Origin of the sequence: Plantactinospora sp. CA-290183 (assembly GCF_050936375.1) — a bacterium.
Taxonomy (GTDB): Bacteria; Actinomycetota; Actinomycetes; order Mycobacteriales; family Micromonosporaceae; genus Plantactinospora.
The window spans coordinates 517,129-540,866 of the sequence record NZ_JBNJMX010000001.1; the positions used below are offsets into that span (position 1 = coordinate 517,129).

Here is a 23,738-nt window from a genome sequence, read left to right on the forward strand (position 1 = left end):
TGTCGATGTTGCGGGCCGGTGACCTGCTCCGGGCCGGGCTCAGGCCTCGTCGACCCGCCCGTCGGCGAGGCGGACGTGCCGGGTCGTACGGACCGTCTCCAGCATCCGCCGGTCGTGGGTGACCAGCAGGAGCGTGCCCGGGTACGAGTCCAGGGCCGATTCCAGCTGCTCGATCGCCGGCAGGTCGAGATGGTTCGTCGGCTCGTCCAGTACCAGCAGGTTGACGCCCCGGGCCTGGAGCAGGGCCAGCGCCGCGCGGGTCCGCTCGCCGGGCGAGAGGGTGGCCGCCGGACGCAGCACGTGCGCCGCGCGCAGCCCGAACTTGGCCAGCAGCGTCCGCACGTCCGCCGGGGCCAGCTCCGGTACGGCGGCACCGAAGGCGTCCAGCAGGGGCTGGTCGCCGAGGAAGAGTCCGCGAACCTGGTCGACCTCGCCGACCACCACCCCGGGGCCGAGCGAGGCGTGGCCGGCGTCCAGCGGCAGCCGCCCCAGCAGCGCCGCCAGCAGGGTCGACTTGCCGGAGCCGTTGGCGCCGGTGATCGCCACCCGGTCGGCCCAGTCGATCTGGAGGTCGACCGGGCCGAGTGTGAAGCCGCCCCGGCGTACCACCGCACCGCGCAGCGCCGCGACCACCGCGCCGGCCCGGGGTGCGGCGGCGATCTCCATCTGGAGCTGCCACTCCTTGCGCGGCTCCTCGACGGTGTCCAGCCGCTCGATCAGCCGTTCGGTCTGCCGTGCCTTGGCCGCCTGCTTCTCGGTCGCCTCGGTCCGGAAGTTGCGGCCGATCTTGTCGTTGTCCGAGGCCTTGCGCCGGGCGTTCTTGACGCCCTTCTCCATCCAGGACCGCTGGGTCCGGGCCCGCGCCTCCAGCGCCGCCCGGGTGTCGGCGTACTCCTCGTAGTCGGCGCGGGCGTGCCGGCGCGCCACCTCGCGCTCCTCCAGGTAGGCCGCGTAGCCGCCGCCGTAGTGCCGGACCTGCTGCTGGGCGAGGTCCAGCTCGACCACCCGGGTCACCGTCCGGGTCAGGAACTCCCGGTCGTGGCTGACCAGCACGGTGCCGGCGCGCAGCCCGGTGACGAAGCGCTCCAGCCGGTCCAGCCCGGCCAGGTCGAGGTCGTTGGTCGGCTCGTCGAGCAGGAAGATGTCGTAGCGGCTGAGCAGCAGGGAGGCGAGCCCGGCCCGGGCCGCCTGCCCGCCGGAGAGCGCGGTCATCGGCTGGGCCAGGTCGACGGCGAGGCCCAGTTCGGCTGCGACCTGGTCGGCCCGCTCCGCCAGGTCGGCGCCGCCCAGCGCGAGCCAGCGGTCCAGCGCGGCGGCGTACCGGTCGTCGGCACCGCCCGCCCCGGCGGCCAGCGCCTCGGCCGCCGCGTCCAGCTCGGCCTGCGCGGCGGTCACCCCGGTGCGGCGGCCGAGGAAGTCCCGGACGGTCTCGCCCGGCCGGCGCTCCGGCTCCTGCGGCAGGTGCCCGACGCTCGCCGAGGGCGGGCTGAGGGCGACCGTGCCGCCTTCGAGGGCCTGCCGGCCGGCGAGGGTACGCAGCAGCGTCGACTTGCCGGCCCCGTTGGCCCCGACGACTCCGACGACGTCCCCGGGCGCGACGACCAGTTCCAGGTCGGCGAAGAGGACCCGGTCGCCGTGTCCGGCGGTGAGGTCCTTGGCGATCAGCGTGGCGCTCATGAGAGGTCGATGCTATCCGCCCGGGCGACGTGCCCCGGGGCGGCGGGGCAGACTGTGGCTGTGACGACCACGCTGGCGATCGACTGCGGTGGTGGCGGGATCAAGGCGTCGGTGCTGGACGGCGCCGGGACGATGCGGGCCCGGCCGCTGCGGGTGCCGACGCCGTACCCGCTGCCGACCGCCCTCTTCGTCAAGACCCTGCTTGATCTCGGCGGCCGGTTGCCGGCCGCCGACCGGGTGACCGTCGGGATGCCCGGCATGGTGCGGCACGGTGTGGTGGTGACGACGCCGCACTACGTCACCCGGGCGGGGCCCCGGACGAAGCCGGTGCCGGAGCTGGTCGCCGAGTGGTCGGGTTTCGACGTGCAGACCGCGCTCGGTGAGGCGTTCGGGCTGCCGACGCTGGTGCTCAACGACGCCGAGGTGCACGGCGCCGGGGTGGTCGCCGGTACCGGTCTGGAGCTGGTGTTGACGATGGGGACCGGGCTGGGCTGCGCCCTCTTCGACGGCGGGGTGCTCGCCCCGCACCTGGAACTCTCGCAGGCCCCGGTGCGGTGGGGGATGAGCTACGACACGTACGTCGGCGAGCACGAGCGGCGGCGGCTCGGCGACGCGTTCTGGTCCCGCCGGGTACGCGGCATCGTCGAGGGGCTGCGGCCGGTCTTCCAGTGGGACCGGCTCTACCTCGGCGGCGGCAACTCGCGGCTGATCAGGCCGGAGCAGCTGGCCCGGATGGGCGACGACGTGGTCGTGGTGCCGAACACGGCCGGCATCATCGGCGGGGTGCGGGCCTGGGCGATGAGGCGCGGCGGGTAGGGGCCGCTCAGCGCGGGGCGCGGCCCTTCACGGCGGCGACGAAGGCGCGCCAGTCGGCGCGGTCGAAGGCCAGCTCCGGCCCGCGCCGGTCCTTGCTGTCCCGCACTCCGACCGGGCCGGGGGCGCCGTCGGCGACCTCGACGCAGTTGTCCGCGCCACCGCTGCGGCTGCTCTTGCGCCAGCGCACCGCCTCCACGCCCGGTTCACCCCTCGATCTTGCTGGCGTCGGCCAGCAGTTGTGCCGACTCGTCCGGGCTCAGCGCCGCGCCGGTCAGCCTCGCGAACGCGTCCCGGAACTCCCGGGCCTGCGGTTCGCCCTCGAGGTAGTGCGAGATCTCGTAGGACTCCAGGTAGACCAGCGAGGGGTCGGGGTCGAGTCCGAGCACCACGAAGCCGTCGCCGATCGCGGCCGACACCGCCCCCGCGGTGAAGGGCAGGATCTGGATGGTGATGTGCGGTGCGGCGGAGAGCTCGGCGAGCCGGGCCAGTTGGGCGCGGGTGGTCTCCGCGCCGCCGACCTGCCGGTGCAGCACGCCCTCGTCGAGTACGGCGTGCACGGTGGGCGCGCTGGGGCCGGGGGTGAGCAGCGCCTGCCGGGCGAGGCGCAGGCTGATCCGGCGCTCCAGCTCGGCCCCGTCCCGCCCGTTGGCGGCGATGACCGCCCGGGCGTACTCGCGGGTCTGGAAGAGCCCCGGCACGAAGACGTTGTAGATGAGCAGCGCCGCCGCCGTCGCCTCCAGCGCGACATAGGTACGCAGCCAGTCCGGCACCGCCGCGCCCTCGCCGAAGATCGCGGCGTTCCACCCCCGTCGGGCGGCCTCCTTGGTCAGCCCTTCGAGTTCCTCACGTTGCTGCGGGCTGGCCCCGTAGAGCGCCATCAGGGCGCGCATTGTGTGGATCTTGGGTGCGGAGTGCCCGTTCTCGAACCGGGAGAGCGAGGACTTGGTCACCTCCGCGAGCTCGGCCGCCGCTTCGAGGGTCAGCCCCTTGCGCTCGCGCAGTGCCCGCAGCTCCGCGGCGATGCGGCGCTTGAGAGCGACCGGCGGTCGTGTCATGGCTGACATCTTGGCATGTGCGGTGGCGCCCCACCATCGCAGACACGGGGCTCGACCGGCACAAAGGCAGTCATCGGAACCGATTCCTTCCGATCCGGCTCCGGGCGGTCGCGCCGCGCCGGGGCCGCCGGACGCACCCGTCCGCGCGCCGCCCGGGGCCGGCCCGGTCCGCGCCGCCACCGGGCCCGGCGGGCTCCGGGTCCACGGCGCGGGGGCCGGTGCCCGGCTGGGCGCGGATCAGGTCGGCCGGTCGGGGCCGGCCGGATCGGGCTCCGCGAGGGCGGCGCCGTCCCCGGCCGGTACGGCACCGGCCGGCGGGTCCGTTCCGCGCACCCGTCCCTCCAGCAGGGCCCGCACCTGGGACTCGGCGAACCGCCGGTGCCGACCGGGTGTCCGGATGCTGTCGAGCTTGCCCTGGGCCGCCCACCGGGTGACGGTCTTGGGGCCGACGCGGAAGAGTTCGGCGACCTCCGCCGGGGTCAGCAGGCGATCTGTCGGGTGCACCCGGGCCTCCCAGGTTGGTGTGGTGGGGGAGTGAGGGGTGGGACCGGGCCGCCCCACGGACGGCCCGGATCCGACTCCCCCGATGTCGGCCGCCGGGCACCCCCCTCGTCCCGTGCCCGCCGACCACGCAGACAATAACAAGGGAATGCCATAGTGGAAATCCCAAAGTGGCTCCAATGTCCGCGTGTCGCGCCGTCCGGTGGCCGTTGCCCCCCGCCCGGAGGTCGTCCCGCGGCGCCGCGTCGACCCCGGTCCGGCGGGTGCGGAGAACGAGGGATCGAGCGATTGGTTGCTGTGACGGACCTCACCTGGGCTCGATCGAGAGGTTCCCCGGACAAAGGTGGGAGTTGCTGTTTGTATTTCCCACTATGGTTTATCGACCCTGGTCGTTCGGGGCCGACGCGGTCCGGTGGAATACCGCGGCACGATCGCGGATCGTGCGGGGATCGCGCCGATCGCCGACCCAGGTACGAGAGGGGATTTCCGGTGGCTGATCTTCCGATCGGCAGTGAGGTGTCCATTCCCGAGGCCGGCAGCACGATCCTGGCCCACCAGCTCCGTACCGGGCTCGCCGTGGGCCGCGGTACGGCCGGCGCGGACGGGCCGTTCCTGTACGCCGAGTTCCAGGGCCCCGACTTCAGCAGCAGGGAACCGGCGTCCACCACGCTGCTCTTCACCACCCAGGCACTGAGCGACGCGATCCTGCACCTGATGCGGGGCGGCGTCACCGTCTTCGGACCCGCCTGGGCGCACCTGCTCTCGGCCGCGTTCACCGCGTCGGTGATCGAGCAGCCCACCGGGGGGCAGGGCGGCGGCGCCGCCGAGCCGCCCACCGGCCAGTACCTGTGACCGGCCGGCACCGGTGGCCGGCGGCGGCCGACCCCGGCCGGCGCCCCCGGCTGGAACCGGCCGGCGCCGCCCCGCCGGACTGCCCGGTCTGTGGCTGGGCGGGACGGGCCTGGTCCGCCTGCGGCAGCCACCGCGAGTGGAGATCACCGGTCACCGCAGGAGGGCATCTGTGCGCCTGCCGGCCGGAGGTGTGCCAGATCGGCGACGCGGAATACCTGCGGAGGTTCCTCGGGGTGATGGCGGCCGGCGGGGACTGGTCGCCGCCGGGACGGGACCGGTTCACCGCGCTGCTGGCCGACCCGGAAGCGGCCCGGCTGGTCGGCCGGATGGTACGCAGCGCGCCGGCGGCGGCGGCGGAACTGTGCCGGTACCTCGCCGGGCGCCCCGCCGCCCCGCTCTCCCGGGTCTACGACGAGCGGGTGATCGAGGGCCTTGCCCGGCTGGAGGAGCGGCTGGCCGACCGGTGAGCCCGGGGTGCGAGCGGCACATTGCCGAGGAGCCGGGTGGACGGAGAGAGGCCCCCCGGGCCGACGCCTGGAGGGCCTCTCTTTCCTCCGGGTCAGTTCTCCTGTCGGCGATGGCGGGCCCCATTGCCGACACTGACCCCCGCACCCACCGCCGCCCGGCCGCGCGGCACCCCCTCGCGCACGTACACCGGGCCGCCGTTTCTCCTGGATGCGATCTGGAATGCTCGTACTCCCGCGTCGAACTGCTCTTTCGCGCGGTCTGAATGGCCCTGCCGGTAACCGGTCCGATAGCCGACCTGCCCGTGCATCCGCCCTGCGGCATACGCCACGGACGTCGCCAGGGCCAGCAGGAAGGCCAGGAAGAACGGGGACACGCGAGATACCTCCACCCCACGCTGGAGAGTTGGCCCCAGGCCAACATCGTCAACGGCCGCTCCAAGGATAAAATGGAACTCCCAGTTTGGGAAGTGAATCGACGTCGGAATGTTGCCGGTGTCGGGAGGTCGGGGCGGGTACTCCCGTCGGCGAGCAGGAAGGCTCGCGGCCCTGGCGGTGTTGTGTCAGCGTCGACAGTGCTGTTGCCGATGCGAGGAGGTGGGCCACATGGATCTTCTGGCCGAATACCGGCGGGCGACCATGTTCTTCGAGGCCGGAGACCCGACCGGGGCGGCCCGGTTGCTGGAGCCGATCGTCGAGGCGGAGCCCGACAACGCCGCCGTACGGCAACTGCTGGCCCGCGCCTACTTCCAGTCCGCCCAGCTCGCCCGCGCCGAGGAGCAGCTCCGCACGCTGGTGAACCGCGACCCGAGCGACCACTACGCGCACCACGTACTGGGTCGGACCCTGGAGCGGGTCGGCCGGCCGGCGGAGGCGCTGCGGCACCTGCGCCTGGCCGCCGCCATGCACGCGGAGAACGACGACTACCGGATCGCGCTGAACCGGGTGGAGACCCGGGTCGGCGGCCGGAGGTGATCCGCCCCCGGCGGCCTAGCATGGTCGGCATGAACGCTGAGCCGCCCGTACCGGTGAATCCCGCGTGGTCGGTGGCCGCGCCATGAAGCTGAAGCTCGACCTGCACGAGATCTTCAACCGGGGCCAGGACATCGACCGGGCCCTGCGCGGGATCATGGACGAGGCGGTGGCGAAGAAGGCCACGATGGTCGAGATCATCCCGGGCAAGGGGTCGGGCCAGCTCAAGAAGCGGGTGCTGCGGTTCCTGGACCAGAAGGAGATCAAGCAGCTCTACCACCGGGTGGAGAAGGACTCCAAGAACTTCGGCCGGCTCTTCGTGCACTTCCGCTGGAAGTAGCGGCGGGGCGGGCCCCGCTGTGGCTCAATCGCTGAGCCACGGCGAGTCCGCACCGTCTTGTGCGCTAGGCCGCGACGTAGCCGTTGAACACGTGGACCCCGTCGTAGGCGCCGCTCGAGTTCGCCCGGTTCGTGCTGAAGTACAGTTTGCCGCCGCTGATTCCTACGCCTTCGATCTCGAACTTGGACGAATATGCCGAGGACGTGATGCGGAAGGAGAGGTCAGTGGCCGCCGGCGCGGTCCCTGTCGTCGTCGGCGACACGTTCCGGTAGACAAGCACGATGCTGCGGTTGTCCTTGGTCAGCGGATAGTAGAGAACATCCTTGGCCTCGTCGTAGAAGAACCCCTGGTTGGCGAAGGTCCCCAGGTCCGGCACCGTGGCGCCATTGACGAGAGCGCCCTCGACCTGAAGGGTGAACGCCTTTGTCAGGTTGACGGTCCCGGAGGCGGCGCGCAGCGGGAGACTGCCGTTGTAGACCGTCCGGCCGCTCTTGAACATGAACGTGATCGCGGTGCTGGTGACCGCGACTCGATCGACCCCGGACGGCGTCGATACGGCCCCGTCCAGTCGCACCTGGTACGACCCGGCGTGGTAGTAGGTGGTGCCGTCGTACCGGAGCTTCACGAGCTGCGCGCCGCTCGCCTTCATGGTGACGATGAACAGGTGGTGCTGCCCATCGATGTCGACGATCGTCATGTCGTTCCCGTGCCCGAGCCAGGTGTTGGTCGAGGTGTTGTCGGTGCCGTTGCGCATCACCACTCGGGCACCGGTCGTCTTGTGAACCCGGTAGATGACGGAGACGTCGTCGTAATTGGTGCGGTTCTTGATCGAGTAGAGGTAGGTTGTTCCGGCGGCGAAGCCCTGAACCCCGGTGCAGCAGCTCGTATCGGGCGTGCTGGCTATGTCGGTGTACGTGTTGTAGTAGGCAGCTTGGGCTGCATTTCCGGACAGGACCAGAAAACCAAGGACCGCCGCGACCACAATTGTCAGTCGTCTACCACATCGCATGTGACCTCCCCGGACTTCTGACGACCCCGGGCCGGGTGCCTCGGAGATCGTCGAGTGCAGGCTATGGCGGGAGGGTAGGGCGGTCAAGGCGGCGACGAGACTCACGGGAGTGCCCGCGATACGCTATCCGTGCCGCGCCCAGGAATGCCCGCGAAATTTCGGCGAACGCAGGTTCGAGTTCGGCATCGGCTCATACCTCAACAATCTTCCGGTGAACGCCGTGGTCTAGCCCCGCACGAGCCAGAGCGGCAACTCGCACCTCGTCGGTTCTTTTCTGGTGCGGCGAATGGGGTGCGGTCTGCCTGGGTCGGGTTACTCCGTGACTTCCTGGCACCTGGCGGAATCTGGCGCTGCCGGAAACACCCCGACGACGGGGTTCCGGCCGGGCCGGGGACCGGGCTTCGTACGCCCGACCCCCGGTTCACCGTTGCGCGCTACAGGGTCACGTCGATCCGCGGGCCCGCGTCGTCAACCACCCGAGTCCTGCTCTGACGCGGCGGGTCCTCCTCGATCCGACATCGTCGGAACCTCATCGTCACCGGTCGGCGGCCTGGCGGAGCATCGCGTCGGTTTCGGGGTCGGGCAGGACCTCCCGAACCTCCTGCGCGCAGCGGCAAGCGCCGGCAATCTTGGCAGCCCATGTCAGCGCCTCCTCGCGTGAGGCCACGTCGATGACCACGAACCCGCCGACGACCTCCTTGGTCTCCGGGTAAGGGCCGTCGGTGACCGTCCCGTTCGTGGCCACGACGCTCGCCTGCTGCCTCTGCAGTCCCGCGCCGAACACCCACACCCCGGCGTTCACGGCCTCCTGGACCACCGCGCGCGAGGCCTTGCCCACGTCGGGCCAATCCTCGTCGGGGATGTGGTCCATCGCGCCGTCGTCGAACGAGATCAGGTACCGGGTCATCCCATGGCTCCCTTGTCCGGGCGGCCTCCTCCGGCCGCCTGTCACCTGTGCTACGAACGAGCCGTCCCGTACTCGACGCTATGCCAAAAGATCTTCCACGGGACTTCCGCCGCTCGGCTGCGCCGGGGCGCCACGGGCCGCGCTGTCGTCCTCGGGGCGCTCTGACACGCAGCTCAGGATGGCTGGCGTGCGGCGTGAGTGCGGATGAGTCCCTCGACGCCGCGGAGGAAGGTCTCGCAGATCAGCGCCCGGTCGAAGAGGCACCCGGCCGCCATCGCGCCATCGCGGAGCATGACGAAGTGCTGCGCGGCGGGCTCGGTCTCGGTTCTCTGGATGCTCGCCATCAAGGTGTTGATCGTGTCGAGGAACCACTGCCGATGCGTGAGGACGGCCTGGTGCACGGGATGGTCGGGTTCGGGATACTCGGCCACGGCGTTCAGGAAGGCGCAGCCGCGAAAGCCGGCGGACCGGATGCCCTGGGCAATCGACTCCGCGACGGCCCGGAGGGTGTCGGGCGCCGGTAGGCCGGCGGTGATGGCGGTGTCCACCTGGCCGCGGATGGCACGGTCGGCCGCTTGGAGGTAGGCGAGGACCAGATCCTCCTTGCCAGGGAAGTGCCGATAGAAAGTGGCCCGGGTCACTTTCGCCTCGGTGATGATCCGCTCGACGCCGACCGAGTGGATTCCTTCCGCGTAGAAGATCCTGGTCGCCGTGGTGAGCAGCCGTTGTCGCGCCTCGGACGGCCGGATGTCCGTCTCGCTACCTGCCATCAGCCCATAGTAGTGATAGAACGTTCGGTCTTCCAGCTTCGGTCGGGCGGCCTGCGGCCGGGCCCTCGCGGGTGACTCGGCGTCTGCGACCAGCGCGAACCGGTCGGGGGGAGTAGAACGTTCTGTCTTGCCATCTCGGGACGAGGCCGCTACCGTTAGCGAGACAGAACGTTCGTTCTATCCACGATGGTGTTCCCGACCGCGGTGCCCGCTGGTCGCGGTTTCCCCTCAGCAACCACCGAAAGGATCACCATGGCCAGCGTTACCGCACCCGGCATCTCGACAACGGCGTCCACCCTGCGGCGGCTGTACTTCGTCCGCTTCGCGTTCGCCATCGTCTGGGCCCTGGTGATGTTCACGACCGCCCAGCACCTCGGTCCACTCGCCGTGACGCTGCTCGTGCTCTACCCCCTGTTCGACGTGGCCGCCGCCGTCATCGACGCCCGGGCCTCGCGCGCCACCCGATCGCCCAACCTGCTGTACCTGAACGTCGTGATCAGCCTGGTCGCCGCGGTCGGCCTGGCCTTCGCGGGTGCGTCCGGCATACCGGCGGTCCTGCGCCTGTGGGGTGCCTGGGCGGTGGTGGCCGGGCTGATCCAGCTGATCGTGGGTGTCACCCGCCGCGGAATGGGCGGCCAGTGGCCGATGATCATCAGCGGCGGCATCTCCGTACTCGCCGGTGGGTCGTTCATCGCGACCGCGTCCGCGGACAACCCGGCGCTGACCAACGCGATCGGCTACGCCATCCCCGGCGGCGTCTTCTTCCTCATCTCGGCCATCCGGCTCGGCCGCGCGGCGAAGGAGAACTGAGATGGAGAACGCCACGTATGACGTCGTCGTCGTCGGTGCGGGGCCGGTCGGGGAGAACGTCGCCGATCGGGTCGTGCGGGGCGGCCTGACCGCCGCCGTCGTCGAGCGGGAACTGGTCGGTGGTGAGTGCTCATACTGGGCCTGCATGCCGACCAAGGCGTTGCTGCGCAGCGCGAGCGCGCTCCGCGCGGCACGCCGGGTGCCCGGCGCGCGGGAGGCGGTAACGGGCGACCTGGACGCGGCAGCCGTGCTGCGCCGTCGCGACTCCTTCGCCTCGAACTGGTCGGACGACGGGCAGGTGACCTGGCTCGACTCGGCCGGGATCGCGCTGTACCGGGGCCAGGGACGGATCAGCTCCGACCGGGTCGTCGAGGTGTGTACCGGCGAGGACGGCCGGACCGTCTCGCTCACCGCTCGGCATGCGGTCGTGATCGCGACCGGCAGCAGCGCACTGATCCCGGACGTCACCGGCATTCGCGAGGCGGCTCCCTGGACCAGCCGGGAGGCGGCCGCCGCGACCGAGATCCCCGGTCGGCTCGCCGTCATCGGCGGTGGCGTGGTGGCCTCGGAGATGGCGACCGCGTTCGCAGGTCTCGGATCCATGGTGACGGTGCTGGCCCGGAACGGCGTGCTGCCCCTGGCGGAGCCGTTCGCCGGAGAACGGGTCACGCAGTCGTTGCGGGAAGCCGGTGTGTCGGTACGCCTCGGTGCCGAGGCCGCGTCGGTGCACCGGGACGGCGACGGCACCCTGCACATCACGCTCACCGACGGCGAGCAGGTCGACGCCGACGAGCTCCTGGTCGCGACCGGCCGTACGCCGAACACCCAGGACCTCGGCCTCGACCGGATCGGCCTGAAGCCCGGCGCCTGGCTCACCGTCGACGGCACCTTGCGGGTCGTCGGCGCCGACGGGGCGCTGATCGGCGACGGATGGCTGTATGCCGCCGGTGACGTCAACCGGCGCGCCCTCCTGACCCACCAGGGCAAGTACCAGGCTCGCGCGGTGGGTGACGTCATCGTGGCGCGGGCCACGGGCGAAGCGGTGGAGGACGGCCGGTGGGGCCGGCACGTCGCCACGGCCGACGAGCGTGCGGTGCCGCAGGTCGTCTTCACCGACCCGGAGATCGCGTCGGTGGGGCTGACCGCCGCCGCCGCCGAGGCCGCCGGGCTGCGGATCCGGGTCGTCGACTACGACCTGGCCGCCGTCGCGGGAGCCGCCCTGCACGCCGAGGGATACCAGGGACACGCCCGGATGGTCGTCGACGAGGACCGGCAGGTGATCGTCGGCTGCACGCTCGTCGGTCCGGACGTCGCGGAACTGCTGCACGCGGCGACGATCGCGGTCGTCGGCGAGGTTCCGCTGCATCGGTTGTGGCACGCCGTTCCCGCGTTCCCGACCGTCAGCGAGGTGTGGCTGCGCCTGCTGGAGGCGTACGGCCGCTGACAGCGGGCCGAGCGGCGGCAGTGCCAGGTGCGGGACCGCCGCCGCGACGGCGCCCCGCGTCGGCTACGCCGGCTGCTTGGTCCTGGTCGTCGTCTCCGGGGCGGCCTGGCTGCTGGTCCCGTTGCTGGAGGTCGCGGGCGCGGCACCGACGCCGAGCACGGTCAGCGCGGCGAGGACGAGCGCGATCCACTCGTTGGAGTCGAGCCCGCCGAGGATCACGGTGGCGAGTACCTGAAGGACACTGAGGACCACCGCGACGGCGGTCTTCGCCCACCGGTACTGCGGGGTCAGGGGTACGAGATAGACGCCGACGGCGGTGGCGGTCGCGATGGCGATCTGGAGCCACTCGTCCGGGTCGATCTGCTGGTCGCCGGAGAGGGCGCCGTAGGCGACGGTGAGGGCCGCCCCGGCGACGGCGACGAGCGCCTTGCCGTACTTGCGGATCATGAGGAACTCCTCGGGTGGCGGTGCCGGTACATATCGGTCGCAAGGCCATGATGTCCGACCCCCGCCACCGGTGTCAGTCATGAATTTCGCTGATCGGGCCGACGGGGCGGAGATCGACGGTCGGTTATCCGACAACCGCCCCGGCGCGCGGTGGCGGAGCCTCGGGGACCCGGCCCGGCCGGCCGGTCCCGGGTGGGCCGCGTCGGGGTTGGCGCGATTTATGGTGATCGCTGGGTCGCGGCGTCGCAGCCAGCTGTTGACAGGCCGGAAACTCGATGTCAATCTCCGGTTAGCCAACGGCTGGGAGCGCTTCCATCGATCCCGGCCCCGACGTGCGACCTCGCCCCACCCCGGCGGTCGCCGGAGCAGCCGGCCACCGCGACGACCGGAAGGATCCACGTGTCGAGAGCATCCTGGCGGCGGGCCGGCCCGCTCGCCGCCGTGACCGCGGCCGCCCTGGCGACCACCGCGCTGACCGCCCCGACGGCGTACGCGGGGGCGTCGGCCGCGGAGGAACCACCCGAGCAGATCGTCAACGGCACCTTCGACGCCGGCCACGCCCCCTGGTGGGGCACCGCCAACCTCACCCTCGACTCCAGCACCGGGCAGCTCTGCGCCGACGTGCCCGGCGCGACGGTCAACCCCTGGGACGCCATCATCGGCCTGGACAACATTCCGCTGGCGGCCGGCGAGACGTACGAGTTCCGGTTCTTCGGCCAGGCCACCCCCGGCCGGGTCGGCAAGGCCCTGATCCAGCTCCCGGTGGACCCCTACACCCAGTACCTGTCGGCGACCCCCGAGCTGAGCGTGTCCGGCAACGACTACCGCTACACCTTCACCGCACCCGTCGACCTGCCGAACGCGCAGGTGGCGTTCCAGCTCGGCGGCAGCACCGAGCCCTGGCGGATCTGCCTGGACAACATCTCCCTGCGCGGTGGCGCCGAACCGGACGTCTACGAGCCGGACACCGGCCCTCGGGTCCGGGTCAACCAGGTCGGCTACCTGCCGAAGGGGCCGAAGAAGGCGACCGTGGTCACCGAGGCGACCGCGGCGCTGCCCTGGCAGCTGCGCGACGGCGCCGGCCGGACCGTGGCGTCCGGACAGAGCACCCCGCGCGGCCTGGACCCCTCCTCCGGGCAGAACGTGCACACCGTCGACTTCGGCCGGTACACCCGGCCCGGCACCGGCTACACCCTCGTCGCGGACGGGGAGACCAGCCGGCCGTTCGACCTCGGCTACGCCTTCTACGAGCAGCTGCGCACCGACGCGCTCAAGTTCTACTACACCCAGCGCAGCGGCATCGAGATCTCCGAGGAGCTGCGCCCCGGCTACGGCCGCCCGGCCGGACACGTCGGAGCGGCGCCGAACCAGGGCGACACCCAGGTCCCCTGCCAGCCCGGCGTCTGCGACTACACCCTGGACGTCTCCGGCGGCTGGTACGACGCCGGCGACCACGGCAAGTACGTGGTCAACGGCGGCATCTCGGTGCACCAGCTGATGAGCGAGTACGAGCGCTCGCTGCGGGCCCCCACCGGGCAGCCGGGGCACCTCGGTGACCGAACGCTGGCCCTGCCGGAGAGCGGCAACCGGGTACCGGACATCCTCGACGAGGCGCGCTGGGAGCAGGAGTTCCTGCTCCGGATGCAGGTACCGGCGGGCAGGCCGCTCGCCGGCATGGCACACCACAAGATCCACGACGACTCGTGGACCGGCCTGCCGCTGCTGCCCCACCTGGACGACAAGCGGCGCGAGCTGCACCCGCCGTCCACCGCCGCCACGCTCAACCTGGCCGCCACCGCCGCCCAGGCGGCGCGGGTCTTCCAGCCGTACGACCGGGCGTTCGCGGCGCGGAACCTGGCCGCCGCGAAGACCGCCTGGGCCGCGGCGAAGGCAAACCCCGAGGTGTACGCCGACCCGGCGGACGCCAACGGCGGCGGCGCCTACAACGACCCCGACGTCAGCGACGAGTTCTACTGGGCGGCGGCGGAGCTGTACCTCAGCACCGGCGCGCCGGAGTACCGGGACTTCGTGCTCGCCTCGCCGCACCACACCGGCGACGTCTGGCGGGAGCGCGGGATGGACTGGGGCAACACCGCCGCGCTCGGCCGGCTCGACCTCGCCGTACTGCCCAGCGGGCTGCCCGACCGGGCCCGGGTCCGGGCCTCCGTGGCGCAGGGCGCGGACCGCTACCTGGCGACCCTGCGGGCCCACCCGTACGGCATCCCGTACAACCCCTCGGACAACCTCTGGGACTGGGGCTCCAACAACCTGATCATCAACAACGCGATCGTGCTGGCCACCGCGTTCGACCTGACCGGCGCCACCCGCTACCGGGACGGCGTGCTGGAGACCATGGACTACCTCTTCGGCCGCAACGCGCTCAACCAGTCGTACGTGACCGGCTACGGCGAGGTGGCCTCGCGCAACCAGCACAGCCGGTGGTACGCCCGCCAGCTCAACCCCGAGCTGCCCAACCCGCCCCGGGGCACCCTGTCCGGCGGGCCGAACTCGGCGATCCAGGACCCGGTCGCCCAGCAGAAGCTGCGCGGCTGTGCCCCGCAGTTCTGCTACATCGACGACATCGAGTCCTGGTCGACCAACGAGCTGACCATCAACTGGAACGCGCCACTGGCCTGGATCGCGGCCTTCGTCGCCGACCAGGACGCCGGCGGCGCCCCCCACCCCCGCCGCTGACCGAGGATGTAAGGAAGGGCCCCTTCTTATCGCTTTTTGTATAGGAAGGGCCCCTTCTTAACATCTGACGCGCGCCCCGGCCGGTGGTTCGGTCCACCGGCCGGGGCCCGCCCAGCTCACCTGGCCCGTTGTGGATGAGCTGGGTCCTCCCGTCGGGAACCCTGCGGCCTTCCGGTCGGAACGGCCACGTGCCCCTGTGCACAACGGCGTCCGGCGCCGTCGATCCGTTACAGCGGCTCCCAGCGTGGTTAAGCGGGGGCCCTTCCTCTACAAAAAGCGATAAGAAGGGGCCCTTCCTTACACCCCCGCCTCACAGGGTGTAGGTGCGGGTGACCAGGACCAGTTCCGAGTCGTGCGCGCCGACGACGCCCACCCCGGGCGGGCGCGGCCGGAACCCGGGCAGCCCGGTCAGGCCGTCGCTGCCGTCCGTCGCCCGGAGCCGGACCGCGCCGCCGCCGACGGGTTCGACCCGCAGTTCGATCTCGATGCCCTCCGGCGGCGGGGCGTGGAAGACCACGGAGAAGTCCGTACCGGCACCGACCTCGACCGGCCGTCCGGCGACGGTGGCGCCCCGCACGGTGGCGGTGGCCGGGTCGACGCCCAGCGTGGCCAGCCGTACCGGGCGCTGGGGGAGCAGCCGGACCCGGAGCGTACGCGGCCCGGCCGGGCCGGTGTCGGTGAGCAGGTCGAGTCGGGGCGGCGGCAGCGCGGCCGGCTGCGCCGGTCCGGCCCGCAGCGGCTCGCCGCCGAGCAGCGGGAACTGCCCGCCCACCCGTGCCGGCCCGTCCACGTACCGGTCCGTCCACGGCTGCGGATCGGTCTCGGCGCTGAGCCAGCGGGCGGTGCCGGTGTCGGCGTCCAGCGCGTACATCAGGTGGGTCGGCACGGGGTGCGCGGCGTCGAAGCGGTCCACGGCCAGCCCGACCCCGGCGCAGATCACCGTGCCGAGCGCCGCGGCCAGCGCCGGTACCGCGGCGGCCCGCCGGGCGCGCAGCGCGGCCATGCCCCGTTGCCCGCCGGCCGCCGGGTGCAGCAGGTCGAGTACCGGCAGGGCGGCCAGCCCGAGCAGGACCGCGACCAGCGCCGCGACGGCGCCCATCGCCATGCCGAGCGCCGGGAAGAGCAGGACGACGGTGGGCAGCAGCAGGAGCACCCCGACCGCGGCCCCGGCGGTCACCGCGACCACCGCCACGGGACTCTCGGCGCGGACCGCGAGGGCGGTCAGCCCGGCGACCGCGCCGGCCAGCGCCGGCAGCGTGGTCAGGTACGCCCCGCCGGGTGCGAGGAGGGCGAGCGGAACTCCGAGTACGGCCAGCCAGCCGAGCCCGGCGACGGCGAGTGCGGCCGGCCCGGTCCGCCGACGGGTCAGCGCGTACCAGCCGAACAGGACCGCGGCGGCCAGCGCCAGCACCGCCAGCCGGTACCACAGCGGGCGGTACGGGTCGAGCAGCGTGGCGTACCCGGGCCGGATCGTCGTGACCGCCGCCCAGAGCAGGTACGCCCCGGCCGGGGCGACCAGCAGCGGCACCAGGACCAGCCCGAGGCCGGCGCCCAGCCGGGGCCAGGAGAGGTACCCGCGTCGCCGGGACAGCCAGCCGAGCGCCGCGACGGCGAGGAGCGCGAGCACCGTCAGCGGCCAGGTGAGCCAGCCGGGGTACCGGACCAGCCCGCCCGGTACGGGGAAGTAGGTCGCGTCCCCGCCGGCCGGCAGGCCGGCCAGGTCGACCGCGCCGAACTCGCGGGCCAGGGCGAGGGTGTTGTCGCCGTGCTGCTGGAGGCTGCCCCGGTGCACGGCGGCCGGGGTGTCCAGCGGGGTGTGGTAGAGCGCCGCCCCGTCGATGTAGGCGGAGTTGAGCCCGGTGAACCCGTTGTCGAGGAAGGCGGTGAAGTCGGTGTCGTTGGGCAGCAGCCGGTAGATCTCGACGGCGAACGAGGTGCCCACCGGGTGCGGTGCGGCCCGGCCGAAGACGTCGACCAGGCCGGCGTTCCGGCGGGACGTCTCGAACATGATCACGGGACCGCTGCTGCCCCGCGCCTCCAGGTTGAGCACCACGCCGCCGTCGGCGGCCAGCGGGTGGTCGGCCGCGAACGCCGCCGCGCCGCAGAGGCAGGCCTCCTCGGCGTCGGTGAGGACGAAGACGATGTCGTTGCGCGGGCGCGGTCCGGCGGTGAGTGCGCGGGCCACCTCCAGGATCGCCGAGGTGCCGGCCGCGTCGTCGTTGCCGCCCGGCCCGACCTGGACCGAGTCGTAGTGCGCGACCAGGAAGATCCGCCCGGTCGGCGCGGTACCGGGCAGCCGGGCCACCACGTTGCGTACCCGGGCCAGGGTCGCGCCGCCCGCGCCGCCGCTGAGCTGGCCCGCCTCGCCGCCGACGGTGTCCTGGGTCTCCGGGGTGAGGCCCAGCTTCCGCAGCGCCTCCTCGATGTGGCGGCGGGCGCGCTCGGCCGCCGGGCTGCCGGCCACGTGCGTCTGCGCCGCGATCGTCTCCAGATGGGTGTACGCCCGCTCGGCGCTGAACGCCTCGACGGGCGCGTCGGCGCGCAGCGGTGCCGGGGGTCGCAGCCCGAGGAGCGCGGCGGCACCGACCGCCAGCAGCGCGCCGAGCGCCGCGACGGCGGCGAGCCGGCGGCGGCGCGGACGGGCGAGGGCGCGCTCGGCGGGTGGCTGGAGCGGGGTCGGCACGGGTGCCTCCAGGGGGGCCGGGGTGGGGGCGGCGAGTGCCATCATCGCCCGCCGCCCGCCGGCCGGCGCCCTCCGATCGGTCGGGCCGTGGCCGGTAACCCGGACGGCGATGCCATCGCATAGCGTGAGCTACATGTCTACTGCCGGGATCCCCGACCCCATCGCCGTGCTGCGGGACTTCGTCTCGCGGGTGGCGCCGTACGACCCCGAACCGGGCGCCGCGCCGGTCGGCACCGTCGAGGTCGGTTCCGGTGGGGCCGTGGAGCGGGTACCGCTCACCCCGCACCTGGCCCGGGCGCTCGGTGCGGCCCTGGCCGGTTACCGGGACCGGGCCGACCGGGGCACCTGCGCGAGCTGCGGCGGGCGTCGACTGGACGAGAACCTGCACTGCGCCGACTGCGGCCGGCTGCACGGGGTGCTCGGCGAGGTGATCGCGCACCAGGCCGAACGGATCCGCCGGCAGGCTCCGGCGGAGGCGGCGGACCGTACGGGATGAGTGCCGACCCGCGGGGGGCGGGACTCGGCGCCACCTGTGTTGTGTGGCAGCGTTGGGTGGTACAGGATCAGCCCGGCGATCGCGCGGCGTCCCGTGGAGGGCGCCGCCGGTCGCGGCCGGGGTACGACGGATCGGACTGGGGAGGCGCAGTGACCGAGCGGAGCGTCGTCGTCGGGCGACGGTCCGGATGGCGGGGAGCGGCGCGGTGACCGGCTCCTCCGTCGTACCGCCCCGGGTCTATCCGCACGGCGGGTACGGGCGGCATCCGAACCTGCCACCGGGGGAGCGGCTACGGGTCCTGCTCATCGAGGACGACGAGGGCGACGCGTTCCTGGTCCAGGAGTTGCTCACCGAGGCCGACGCGGCCATCGACCTGCTGCTCGCGACCAGCCTCACCGAGGCCCGGTCGCAGATCGGCGGGGTCGACTGCGTACTGCTCGACCTCGGTCTGCCGGACGCGCAGGGGCTGGACGGGCTCCGCCAGGTGCTCGGCATGTCCAGCGGCGCCGCCGTCTGCGTACTCACCGGGCGCTCCGACGAGCACCTGGGCATCGGCGCGGTGGCCGAGGGGGCCCAGGACTATCTGGTCAAGGGCCAGGTCGACGGGGTGCTGCTGGTCCGGGCGCTGCGCTACGCGGTCGAGCGGAAGCGGGCCGACGAGAACACCCGGCGGCTGCGCGAGGTGGAGCTGCGCCAGGCCGAGTCCGCCCGGTTGGAGCGCGGCCTGCTGCCGCAGCCGTTGATGGACACCGACCAGGTGGTGGTGCACACCTTCTACCGCCCGGGACGGCACGCGGCCCTGATCGGCGGGGACTTCTTCGACGTGGTGCAGACCACCCCGAACCGGCTCGACCTGATCGTCGGCGACGTCTGCGGGCACGGTGTGGACGAGGCGGCGCTCGGGGTCGAGCTGCGGGTCGCCTGGCGGGCCCTGGTGCTGGCCGGTGTCCCGGACGAGCAGGTGCTGCCGGCCCTGGAACAGGTGCTGATGAGCGAACGCTCGCTGCGGGAGATCTTCGCCACGGTGGCCGCCGTCCGGCTCGACCTGGCCGGCAACCGGGCCACCGTACGGCTCGGTGGGCATCCGCCGCCGCTGCTGCTCGCCGGCGGCCGGGTCGTCCCGGTCCCGGCCCCCACCGGCCTGCTGCTCGGGGTACGCCCGCAGCCGTCCGTCGCCTACGACCTGGAGTTCGACACCGATGACTGGTCTCTGCTGATGTACACCGACGGGTTGATCGAGGGTCGGATCGGCGAGGGCGACGACCGACTCGACGTGACCGGGCTGGCCGAGATGGTGGCCGATCCGGGCACCCGGGACGTGCCGCTGTCGGAGCTGCCCGGGTGGCTGGTCGGACGGGCCGAGGAGCGCAACGGCGGCCCCTTCTCCGACGACGTGGCGATGCTGCTGGTGAGCCGGGGGGCCGGCCGGTGATGGGACCGCGCAACTGGACCCTGCGCCGTCGGGTCACCGCGCTCTGTGTGGTGGTGGGTGTGGTGCTGGGCCTGCTCGCGGCCAGCGCGGCGGTGGTGGCGGCCAACAACCGGCAGCACCTGGATACCCTGCTCACCAAGACCGGTCCGCTGCGTACCGACGCGCAGGCGCTGCTCAGCTCCCTGGTCGACCAGCAGACCGGGGTCCGCGGCTTCGCGGTGACCGGCAACGAGGCGGATCTCGGGCCGTACCGTGCCGGGATGCGGCGCGAGGAGCAGCTGATCGCCTCGATGGACGCGCTGCTGGACGACCACCCCGGGATCCGCCGGCAGCTGCGGGTGGTGGAGGACCAGGCCCGGCAGTGGCGGGAGGTGGTGGCCGAGCCGGCCATCGCGGCGACCACGACGCGGGGGACCGGGGCCGGGCAGGCGCACCTGACCGCGCAGGGCAGCGAGCGCTTCACCGGGCTGCGCGGTGCGGTGGACGCGCTCCAGGCGTCGATCCTGGAGCTGCGCAACTCCGTCGCGGAGCAGGCCCGGAGTACCGGGAACACCCTGGTGCTGCTGCTGATCCTGGCCGCGATCGTGGTGCTGCTCGCCGGGCTGGCGCTGATGACCTCGCTGAACCGGCTGGTGATCGGCCCGGTGACGACGCTGGCCGCCCAGGTGCGGGAGGTCGCGGGCGGCCAGTACCAGCGCAGCATCGAGCATGTCGGGCCGCCGGAGCTGGCCCGGCTCGCCGTCGACGTGGACGCGATGCGCCAGCGGATCGCCGCCGACCTGACCGAGGTACGCGAGGCGCGCGAGCGGATCGAGTGGGTCAACAGCCAGTTGGAGAAGCAGGCCGAGGAACTGGTCCGGTCCAACCGGGATCTGGAGCAGTTCGCCTACGTCGCCTCGCACGACCTGCAGGAGCCGCTGCGCAAGGTGGCCAGCTTCTGCCAGCTCCTCCAGCGCCGGTACGCGGGTCAGCTCGACGAGCGCGCCGACCAGTACATCGCGTTCGCGGTCGACGGTGCCCAGCGCATGCAGCGCCTGATCAACGACCTGCTCGCCTTCTCCCGGATCGGCCGGATCACCAGCGGCTTCACCGAGGTCGACCTGAACCACGTGCTGGGCGAGGTGGCGGCGCAGACCGAGGCCACCCGCCAGTACGTCAAGGGCGAGCTGACCTGGTCGGATCTTCCGGTGGTCCGGGGCGAGGAGACCCTGTTGACCAACCTGCTGGTCAACCTGGTCAGCAATTCGCTGAAGTTCCGTCGGCCGGACAGCCCGCCGAGGGTGCACGTCTCGGCCCGGCGGGTCGGCGACGAGTGGGAGATCAGCTGCCAGGACAACGGCATCGGGATCGAGTCGGAGTTCGCCGACAAGATCTTCGTGATCTTCCAGCGGCTGCACGCCAAGGACGCCTATCCGGGCACCGGCATCGGGCTGGCGATCGTCAAGAAGATCGTCGAGTACCACGGCGGGCGGGTCTGGGCCGACTCGACGGTGCCGGAGGGCGCCGCGATCCGGTTCACCCTGCCGGCGGCGGCGGAGCTGGACCGTCCCGCCGAGCCCGCCGAGCCCGCCGAGCCCGCCGAGCCGGCCGGCTCCGAGCCGGGGGCGGCGGGCGCCTCCGCCTCGCCGCCGGTCGCCGGGGCGCCCGGCACCGACTCCTCCGACGCCGCCGCGGCCGACGAGCCGTCCGGTACGGATGCCGAACCCGCCCGTCCCGGGGGTGGCGCACGGCAGCGTACGGGCGAGCCGGCCCGGCCGGGCGACGGCATGAGGGAGAGTGTGGGATGACGGGACGGGCGAGTGAGGAGGGGCGATGACGGCGCCGGCTGATGGCAGGAGCCCGATCGAGGTGCTGCTGGTCGAGGACGATCCGGGCGACGTGCTGATGACGCAGGAGGCGTTCGAGGAGCACAAGCTGCGCAACCGGCTGACGGTGGTCTCCGACGGCGCCGCCGCGCTGGCCTACCTGCGCCGGGAGGGCGAGTACGCCGACGCGGTGGCCCCGGACCTGATCCTGCTCGACCTCAACCTGCCCCGGCGCGACGGCCGGGAGGTGCTGGAGGAGATCAAGAAGGACGAGCAGCTCTGCCGGATCCCGGTGGTGGTGCTGACCACCTCGGGCGCCGACGAGGACATCCTGCGCAGCTACCAGTTGCACGCGAACGCGTACGTCACCAAGCCGGTGGACTTCGAGCGGTTCATCTCGGTGGTGCGCCAGATCGACGAGTTCTTCGTGAGCGTCGTGAAACTTCCGCCCCGTGGCTGACGGCCCGGTCGGCGAGCTGCCCGCCGGCCTGCTCGACGAGGTGGCCGCCCTGATGCGCCGGGTCGCCGAGACCGCCATCCTGCCGGTGTTCCGCAAGCTGGGCGAGTCCGACGTGCTGGAGAAGGCGCCGGGCGAGGTGGTGACGGTCGCGGACCGCGAGGCCGAGAAGATCCTGGAGAGCGAGCTCCGTCGGCTGCTCCCCGGCTCCCAGGTGGTCGGCGAGGAGGGTGTGGCGGCCGATCCCGGGGTGCTGGACCGGCTCGCGGACTCCCGGCCGGTCTGGATCGTCGATCCGCTGGACGGCACGGCCAACTTCGCGGCCGGCCGGGAGCCCTTCGCGGTGATGGTCGCGTTGCGGCGCGCCGGGGTGACCGAGGCCAGTTGGATCCTCGACCCGGTGGCGGACAGCCTGGCGGTGGCCCGGGCCGGTGCCGGGGCGCGGATCGGCGGGGAGGCGGTGCGCGCCACGCCGGAGGCGGTGCCGCTGGAGGCGCTGCGCGGGGTGCTCGGGACCCGTTTCCTCCCGCCGGAGCTGCGCGAACGGATGCGGCACGGCGTGGCGCGGATCGGCGAGGTGTTGTCCGGGCAGCACTGCGCGGGCCGGGAGTATCCCGACATCGTGCTCGGTCGACAGCAGTTCGCCCTCTTCTGGCGGACGCTGCCCTGGGACCACGTGCCCGGTGCGCTGCTGGTGCAGGAGGCCGGCGGGGTGGCGCGGCGGCTCGACGGCGGCCCGTACGACCCGTGCGACGGGCGGAAGGGGCTGCTGGTCGCGGCCAACGAACGGATCTGGACCGTCGTGCACGACGCGCTGATGAACGGCGGATGAGGCGACACCCGGTCCTGTTCGTGGTATTACGCCGGTAGATGTCCGGGCCGACAGGCCGGCTCCGTTCCGGTATTCTGGCCGGCGGTCTCCGACAGGTGGGCACCCCACCGGGTGCCGGCGGCGACCGCCGCCGCACGGGCACTGTGGACGACCGGGGGTCGGGCGGCCGACGGAAGGAACGGCTTTCGTGCGTATGACGGCCATCGCCCGTCGCCAGGGCCCGCGCCGGGTCACGGCGCTGCTCGCCGCCGCCGCGGTCCTGGTCACGGCACCCGCGCTCCTCGTCACGACGGCGCGGCCCACCCCGGTGCTCGCCGCGCCGAGCAGCCCCGGTGACGAGGGCGGCACCAAGAAGCTCCGCGACGCGCTGGAGGCGGCCTCGAAGGGGCACGTCGAGGCCAGCGCCCGGTTGCAGAACTCCAAGAAGCGGCAGGTGCGGCTCGGCACCCAGCTCAAGGAGGTCGAGGAGCGGATCACGGTGCTCACCGAGGAGGTCGGGGTGATCGCCGCCGAGTCGTACCGCACCGGCCGGCTCACCCCGGTGTCGGCGCTGCTCAACAGCGCCTCGCCCGACGCGTTCCTGGAGCGCGCCGCCGGCCTCGACATGATCGCCCAGCGCAACGACCGGCAGCTCCGGCTGCTCGGCGAGTCGCTGGACCAGGCCGCCCGGGCCAAGGCGGCGATCGACGCCGAGGTCAAGGAGCAGGCCCGGCAGGTGGCGGTCATCGCCCGGAAGAAGAAGGACGCCGAGAAGGCGCTCGCGGCCGTGGGCGGCAACCCGACCGGCGGGTTCATCAGCGCCAACTCGCCGCTGGCGAAGTCCGCGCCGCGCAACTCCGACGGCTCCTGGCCCAGGGAGTCCTGCACCATCAACGACCCCACCACCTCCGGCTGCATCACCCCGCGCACCCTGCACGCGCTCCGGCAGGCCGAGGCGAACGGCTACCGGCGGCACACCTCCTGCCACCGCAGCGGCGGCGGCGGTGAGCACCCGAAGGGGCGGGCCTGTGACTTCTCCGCCGCCGCCGGCGGGTTCAAGAACGAGAGCGCGACCGGTGGGGACCGGAGCTACGGCGACGCGGTGGCCTCGTTCTACGTCAAGAACGCCGGCCGGCTCGGCGTGATGTACGTGATCTGGTACCGGAAGATCTGGATGCCCGGTACCGGGTGGCGCTCCTACAGCGGGGGTGGCAGCCCGGCCGCCGACCACACGAACCACGTTCATCTCTCGATGTTGTAGCCCGGAGCCGCCGGAGGACTGCGTACCATCGCTGC

General features: G+C 72.7%; 24 protein-coding genes. 14 read left to right on the plus strand and 10 right to left on the minus strand.

Annotation, left to right across the window (positions count from 1 at the left end; genetic code table 11):
• Positions 1 to 39: 39 nt before the first annotated feature.
• Positions 40 to 1,677 carry an ABC-F family ATP-binding cassette domain-containing protein gene (locus tag ACQEUR_RS02500; protein ID WP_433024583.1) on the minus strand — a complete coding sequence of 546 codons (1,638 nt, stop codon included), beginning with the start codon at positions 1,675 to 1,677 and terminating at the stop codon, positions 40 to 42.
• A gap of 60 nt (positions 1,678 to 1,737) precedes the next feature.
• Here ACQEUR_RS02500 and ACQEUR_RS02505 point away from each other — a divergent pair, with 60 nt between their 5' ends.
• Positions 1,738 to 2,493 (plus strand): ROK family protein, encoded by a 756-nt coding sequence (locus ACQEUR_RS02505; protein ID WP_433024585.1) that lies wholly within the window; start codon positions 1,738 to 1,740, stop codon positions 2,491 to 2,493.
• A gap of 7 nt (positions 2,494 to 2,500) precedes the next feature.
• On the opposite strand, the gene ACQEUR_RS02510 is transcribed toward ACQEUR_RS02505, so the two are convergent.
• From ACQEUR_RS02510 to ACQEUR_RS02520, 3 genes are all read right to left on the minus strand, one after another.
• A complete protein-coding gene (locus ACQEUR_RS02510) occupies positions 2,501 to 2,689 on the minus strand; it encodes a DUF397 domain-containing protein (RefSeq protein WP_433024587.1) in 189 nt (62 codons plus the stop codon).
• Between the two features lie 7 nt (positions 2,690 to 2,696).
• A complete protein-coding gene (locus ACQEUR_RS02515) occupies positions 2,697 to 3,548 on the minus strand; it encodes a helix-turn-helix domain-containing protein (RefSeq protein ID WP_433024589.1) in 852 nt (283 codons plus the stop codon).
• A 237-nt stretch (positions 3,549 to 3,785) separates the two neighbouring features.
• A complete protein-coding gene (locus ACQEUR_RS02520; RefSeq protein ID WP_433024591.1) occupies positions 3,786 to 4,052 on the minus strand; it encodes a BldC family transcriptional regulator in 267 nt (88 codons plus the stop codon).
• A 486-nt stretch (positions 4,053 to 4,538) separates the two neighbouring features.
• Between ACQEUR_RS02520 and ACQEUR_RS02525 the strand changes: the two genes are divergently transcribed.
• Together ACQEUR_RS02525 and ACQEUR_RS02530 are read left to right on the plus strand one after the other, a co-directional pair.
• On the plus strand, positions 4,539 to 4,901 hold the full coding sequence (locus tag ACQEUR_RS02525) for a hypothetical protein (RefSeq protein WP_433024593.1): 363 nt from the start codon (positions 4,539 to 4,541) through the stop codon (positions 4,899 to 4,901).
• Complete coding sequence (locus tag ACQEUR_RS02530; RefSeq protein ID WP_433024595.1) at positions 4,898 to 5,368, plus strand: hypothetical protein; 471 nt, start codon at positions 4,898 to 4,900, stop codon at positions 5,366 to 5,368. Before ACQEUR_RS02525 ends, ACQEUR_RS02530 begins: the two co-directional genes overlap by 4 nt.
• A 92-nt stretch (positions 5,369 to 5,460) precedes the next feature.
• On the opposite strand, the gene ACQEUR_RS02535 is transcribed toward ACQEUR_RS02530, so the two are convergent.
• Positions 5,461 to 5,742, minus strand: coding sequence for a hypothetical protein (locus ACQEUR_RS02535; protein WP_433024597.1), 282 nt, complete (start codon positions 5,740 to 5,742; stop codon positions 5,461 to 5,463).
• A gap of 229 nt (positions 5,743 to 5,971) precedes the next feature.
• Here ACQEUR_RS02535 and ACQEUR_RS02540 point away from each other — a divergent pair, with 229 nt between their 5' ends.
• Both ACQEUR_RS02540 and ACQEUR_RS02545 read left to right on the plus strand, forming a co-directional pair.
• Positions 5,972 to 6,340, plus strand: a complete 369-nt coding sequence (locus tag ACQEUR_RS02540; RefSeq protein WP_433024599.1) for a tetratricopeptide repeat protein — start codon at positions 5,972 to 5,974, stop codon at positions 6,338 to 6,340.
• 82 nt (positions 6,341 to 6,422) lie between these two features.
• Positions 6,423 to 6,677, plus strand: a complete 255-nt coding sequence (locus ACQEUR_RS02545) for a Smr/MutS family protein (RefSeq protein WP_433024601.1) — start codon at positions 6,423 to 6,425, stop codon at positions 6,675 to 6,677.
• 64 nt (positions 6,678 to 6,741) lie between these two features.
• On the opposite strand, the gene ACQEUR_RS02550 is transcribed toward ACQEUR_RS02545, so the two are convergent.
• The 3 genes from ACQEUR_RS02550 to ACQEUR_RS02560 form a co-directional block, all read right to left on the minus strand.
• A complete protein-coding gene (locus tag ACQEUR_RS02550) occupies positions 6,742 to 7,659 on the minus strand; it encodes a hypothetical protein (RefSeq protein WP_433024603.1) in 918 nt (305 codons plus the stop codon).
• A gap of 562 nt (positions 7,660 to 8,221) precedes the next feature.
• Positions 8,222 to 8,593, minus strand: a complete 372-nt coding sequence (locus ACQEUR_RS02555; RefSeq protein WP_433024605.1) for a YciI family protein — start codon at positions 8,591 to 8,593, stop codon at positions 8,222 to 8,224.
• A gap of 173 nt (positions 8,594 to 8,766) precedes the next feature.
• A complete protein-coding gene (locus ACQEUR_RS02560; RefSeq protein WP_433024607.1) occupies positions 8,767 to 9,363 on the minus strand; it encodes a TetR/AcrR family transcriptional regulator in 597 nt (198 codons plus the stop codon).
• Between the two features lie 252 nt (positions 9,364 to 9,615).
• On the opposite strand from ACQEUR_RS02560, the gene ACQEUR_RS02565 reads away from it, so the two are divergent.
• Positions 9,616 to 10,173: a hypothetical protein gene (locus ACQEUR_RS02565; protein WP_433024609.1), complete on the plus strand. Its 558-nt coding sequence runs from the start codon at positions 9,616 to 9,618 to the stop codon at positions 10,171 to 10,173.
• Position 10,174: 1 nt separating this feature from the next.
• Positions 10,175 to 11,617, plus strand: a complete 1,443-nt coding sequence (locus tag ACQEUR_RS02570) for a dihydrolipoyl dehydrogenase family protein (RefSeq protein WP_433024611.1) — start codon at positions 10,175 to 10,177, stop codon at positions 11,615 to 11,617.
• A gap of 63 nt (positions 11,618 to 11,680) precedes the next feature.
• Here ACQEUR_RS02570 and ACQEUR_RS02575 read toward each other — a convergent pair whose 3' ends face one another.
• The gene (locus ACQEUR_RS02575; protein ID WP_433024613.1) at positions 11,681 to 12,064 is read right to left on the minus strand and encodes a hypothetical protein; all 384 of its coding nucleotides are present in this window, start codon (positions 12,062 to 12,064) and stop codon (positions 11,681 to 11,683) included.
• A 399-nt stretch (positions 12,065 to 12,463) separates the two neighbouring features.
• Between ACQEUR_RS02575 and ACQEUR_RS02580 the strand changes: the two genes are divergently transcribed.
• Positions 12,464 to 14,758, plus strand: a complete 2,295-nt coding sequence (locus ACQEUR_RS02580; RefSeq protein WP_433024615.1) for a glycoside hydrolase family 9 protein — start codon at positions 12,464 to 12,466, stop codon at positions 14,756 to 14,758.
• A gap of 310 nt (positions 14,759 to 15,068) precedes the next feature.
• Here the strand turns inward: ACQEUR_RS02580 and ACQEUR_RS02585 are convergent, their stop codons facing one another.
• Complete coding sequence (locus ACQEUR_RS02585) at positions 15,069 to 17,441, minus strand: M28 family peptidase (RefSeq protein ID WP_433024617.1); 2,373 nt, start codon at positions 17,439 to 17,441, stop codon at positions 15,069 to 15,071.
• Between the two features lie 133 nt (positions 17,442 to 17,574).
• On the opposite strand from ACQEUR_RS02585, the gene ACQEUR_RS02590 reads away from it, so the two are divergent.
• From ACQEUR_RS02590 to ACQEUR_RS02615, 6 genes are all read left to right on the plus strand, one after another.
• Positions 17,575 to 17,937 carry a hypothetical protein gene (locus ACQEUR_RS02590; protein ID WP_433024619.1) on the plus strand — a complete coding sequence of 121 codons (363 nt, stop codon included), beginning with the start codon at positions 17,575 to 17,577 and terminating at the stop codon, positions 17,935 to 17,937.
• Between the two features lie 187 nt (positions 17,938 to 18,124).
• A complete protein-coding gene (locus tag ACQEUR_RS02595) occupies positions 18,125 to 19,369 on the plus strand; it encodes a PP2C family protein-serine/threonine phosphatase (RefSeq protein ID WP_433024621.1) in 1,245 nt (414 codons plus the stop codon).
• Positions 19,369 to 21,156 carry a sensor histidine kinase gene (locus ACQEUR_RS02600; RefSeq protein WP_433025894.1) on the plus strand — a complete coding sequence of 596 codons (1,788 nt, stop codon included), beginning with the start codon at positions 19,369 to 19,371 and terminating at the stop codon, positions 21,154 to 21,156. Before ACQEUR_RS02595 ends, ACQEUR_RS02600 begins: the two co-directional genes overlap by 1 nt.
• 25 nt (positions 21,157 to 21,181) lie before the next feature.
• Positions 21,182 to 21,634 carry a response regulator gene (locus ACQEUR_RS02605; RefSeq protein ID WP_433024623.1) on the plus strand — a complete coding sequence of 151 codons (453 nt, stop codon included), beginning with the start codon at positions 21,182 to 21,184 and terminating at the stop codon, positions 21,632 to 21,634.
• 52 nt (positions 21,635 to 21,686) lie between these two features.
• Positions 21,687 to 22,463, plus strand: a complete 777-nt coding sequence (locus tag ACQEUR_RS02610) for an inositol monophosphatase family protein (RefSeq protein ID WP_433025897.1) — start codon at positions 21,687 to 21,689, stop codon at positions 22,461 to 22,463.
• 193 nt (positions 22,464 to 22,656) lie between these two features.
• Positions 22,657 to 23,703, plus strand: a complete 1,047-nt coding sequence (locus ACQEUR_RS02615; protein ID WP_433025900.1) for a coiled-coil domain-containing protein — start codon at positions 22,657 to 22,659, stop codon at positions 23,701 to 23,703.
• The last annotated feature ends 35 nt before the right edge of the window (positions 23,704 to 23,738 follow it).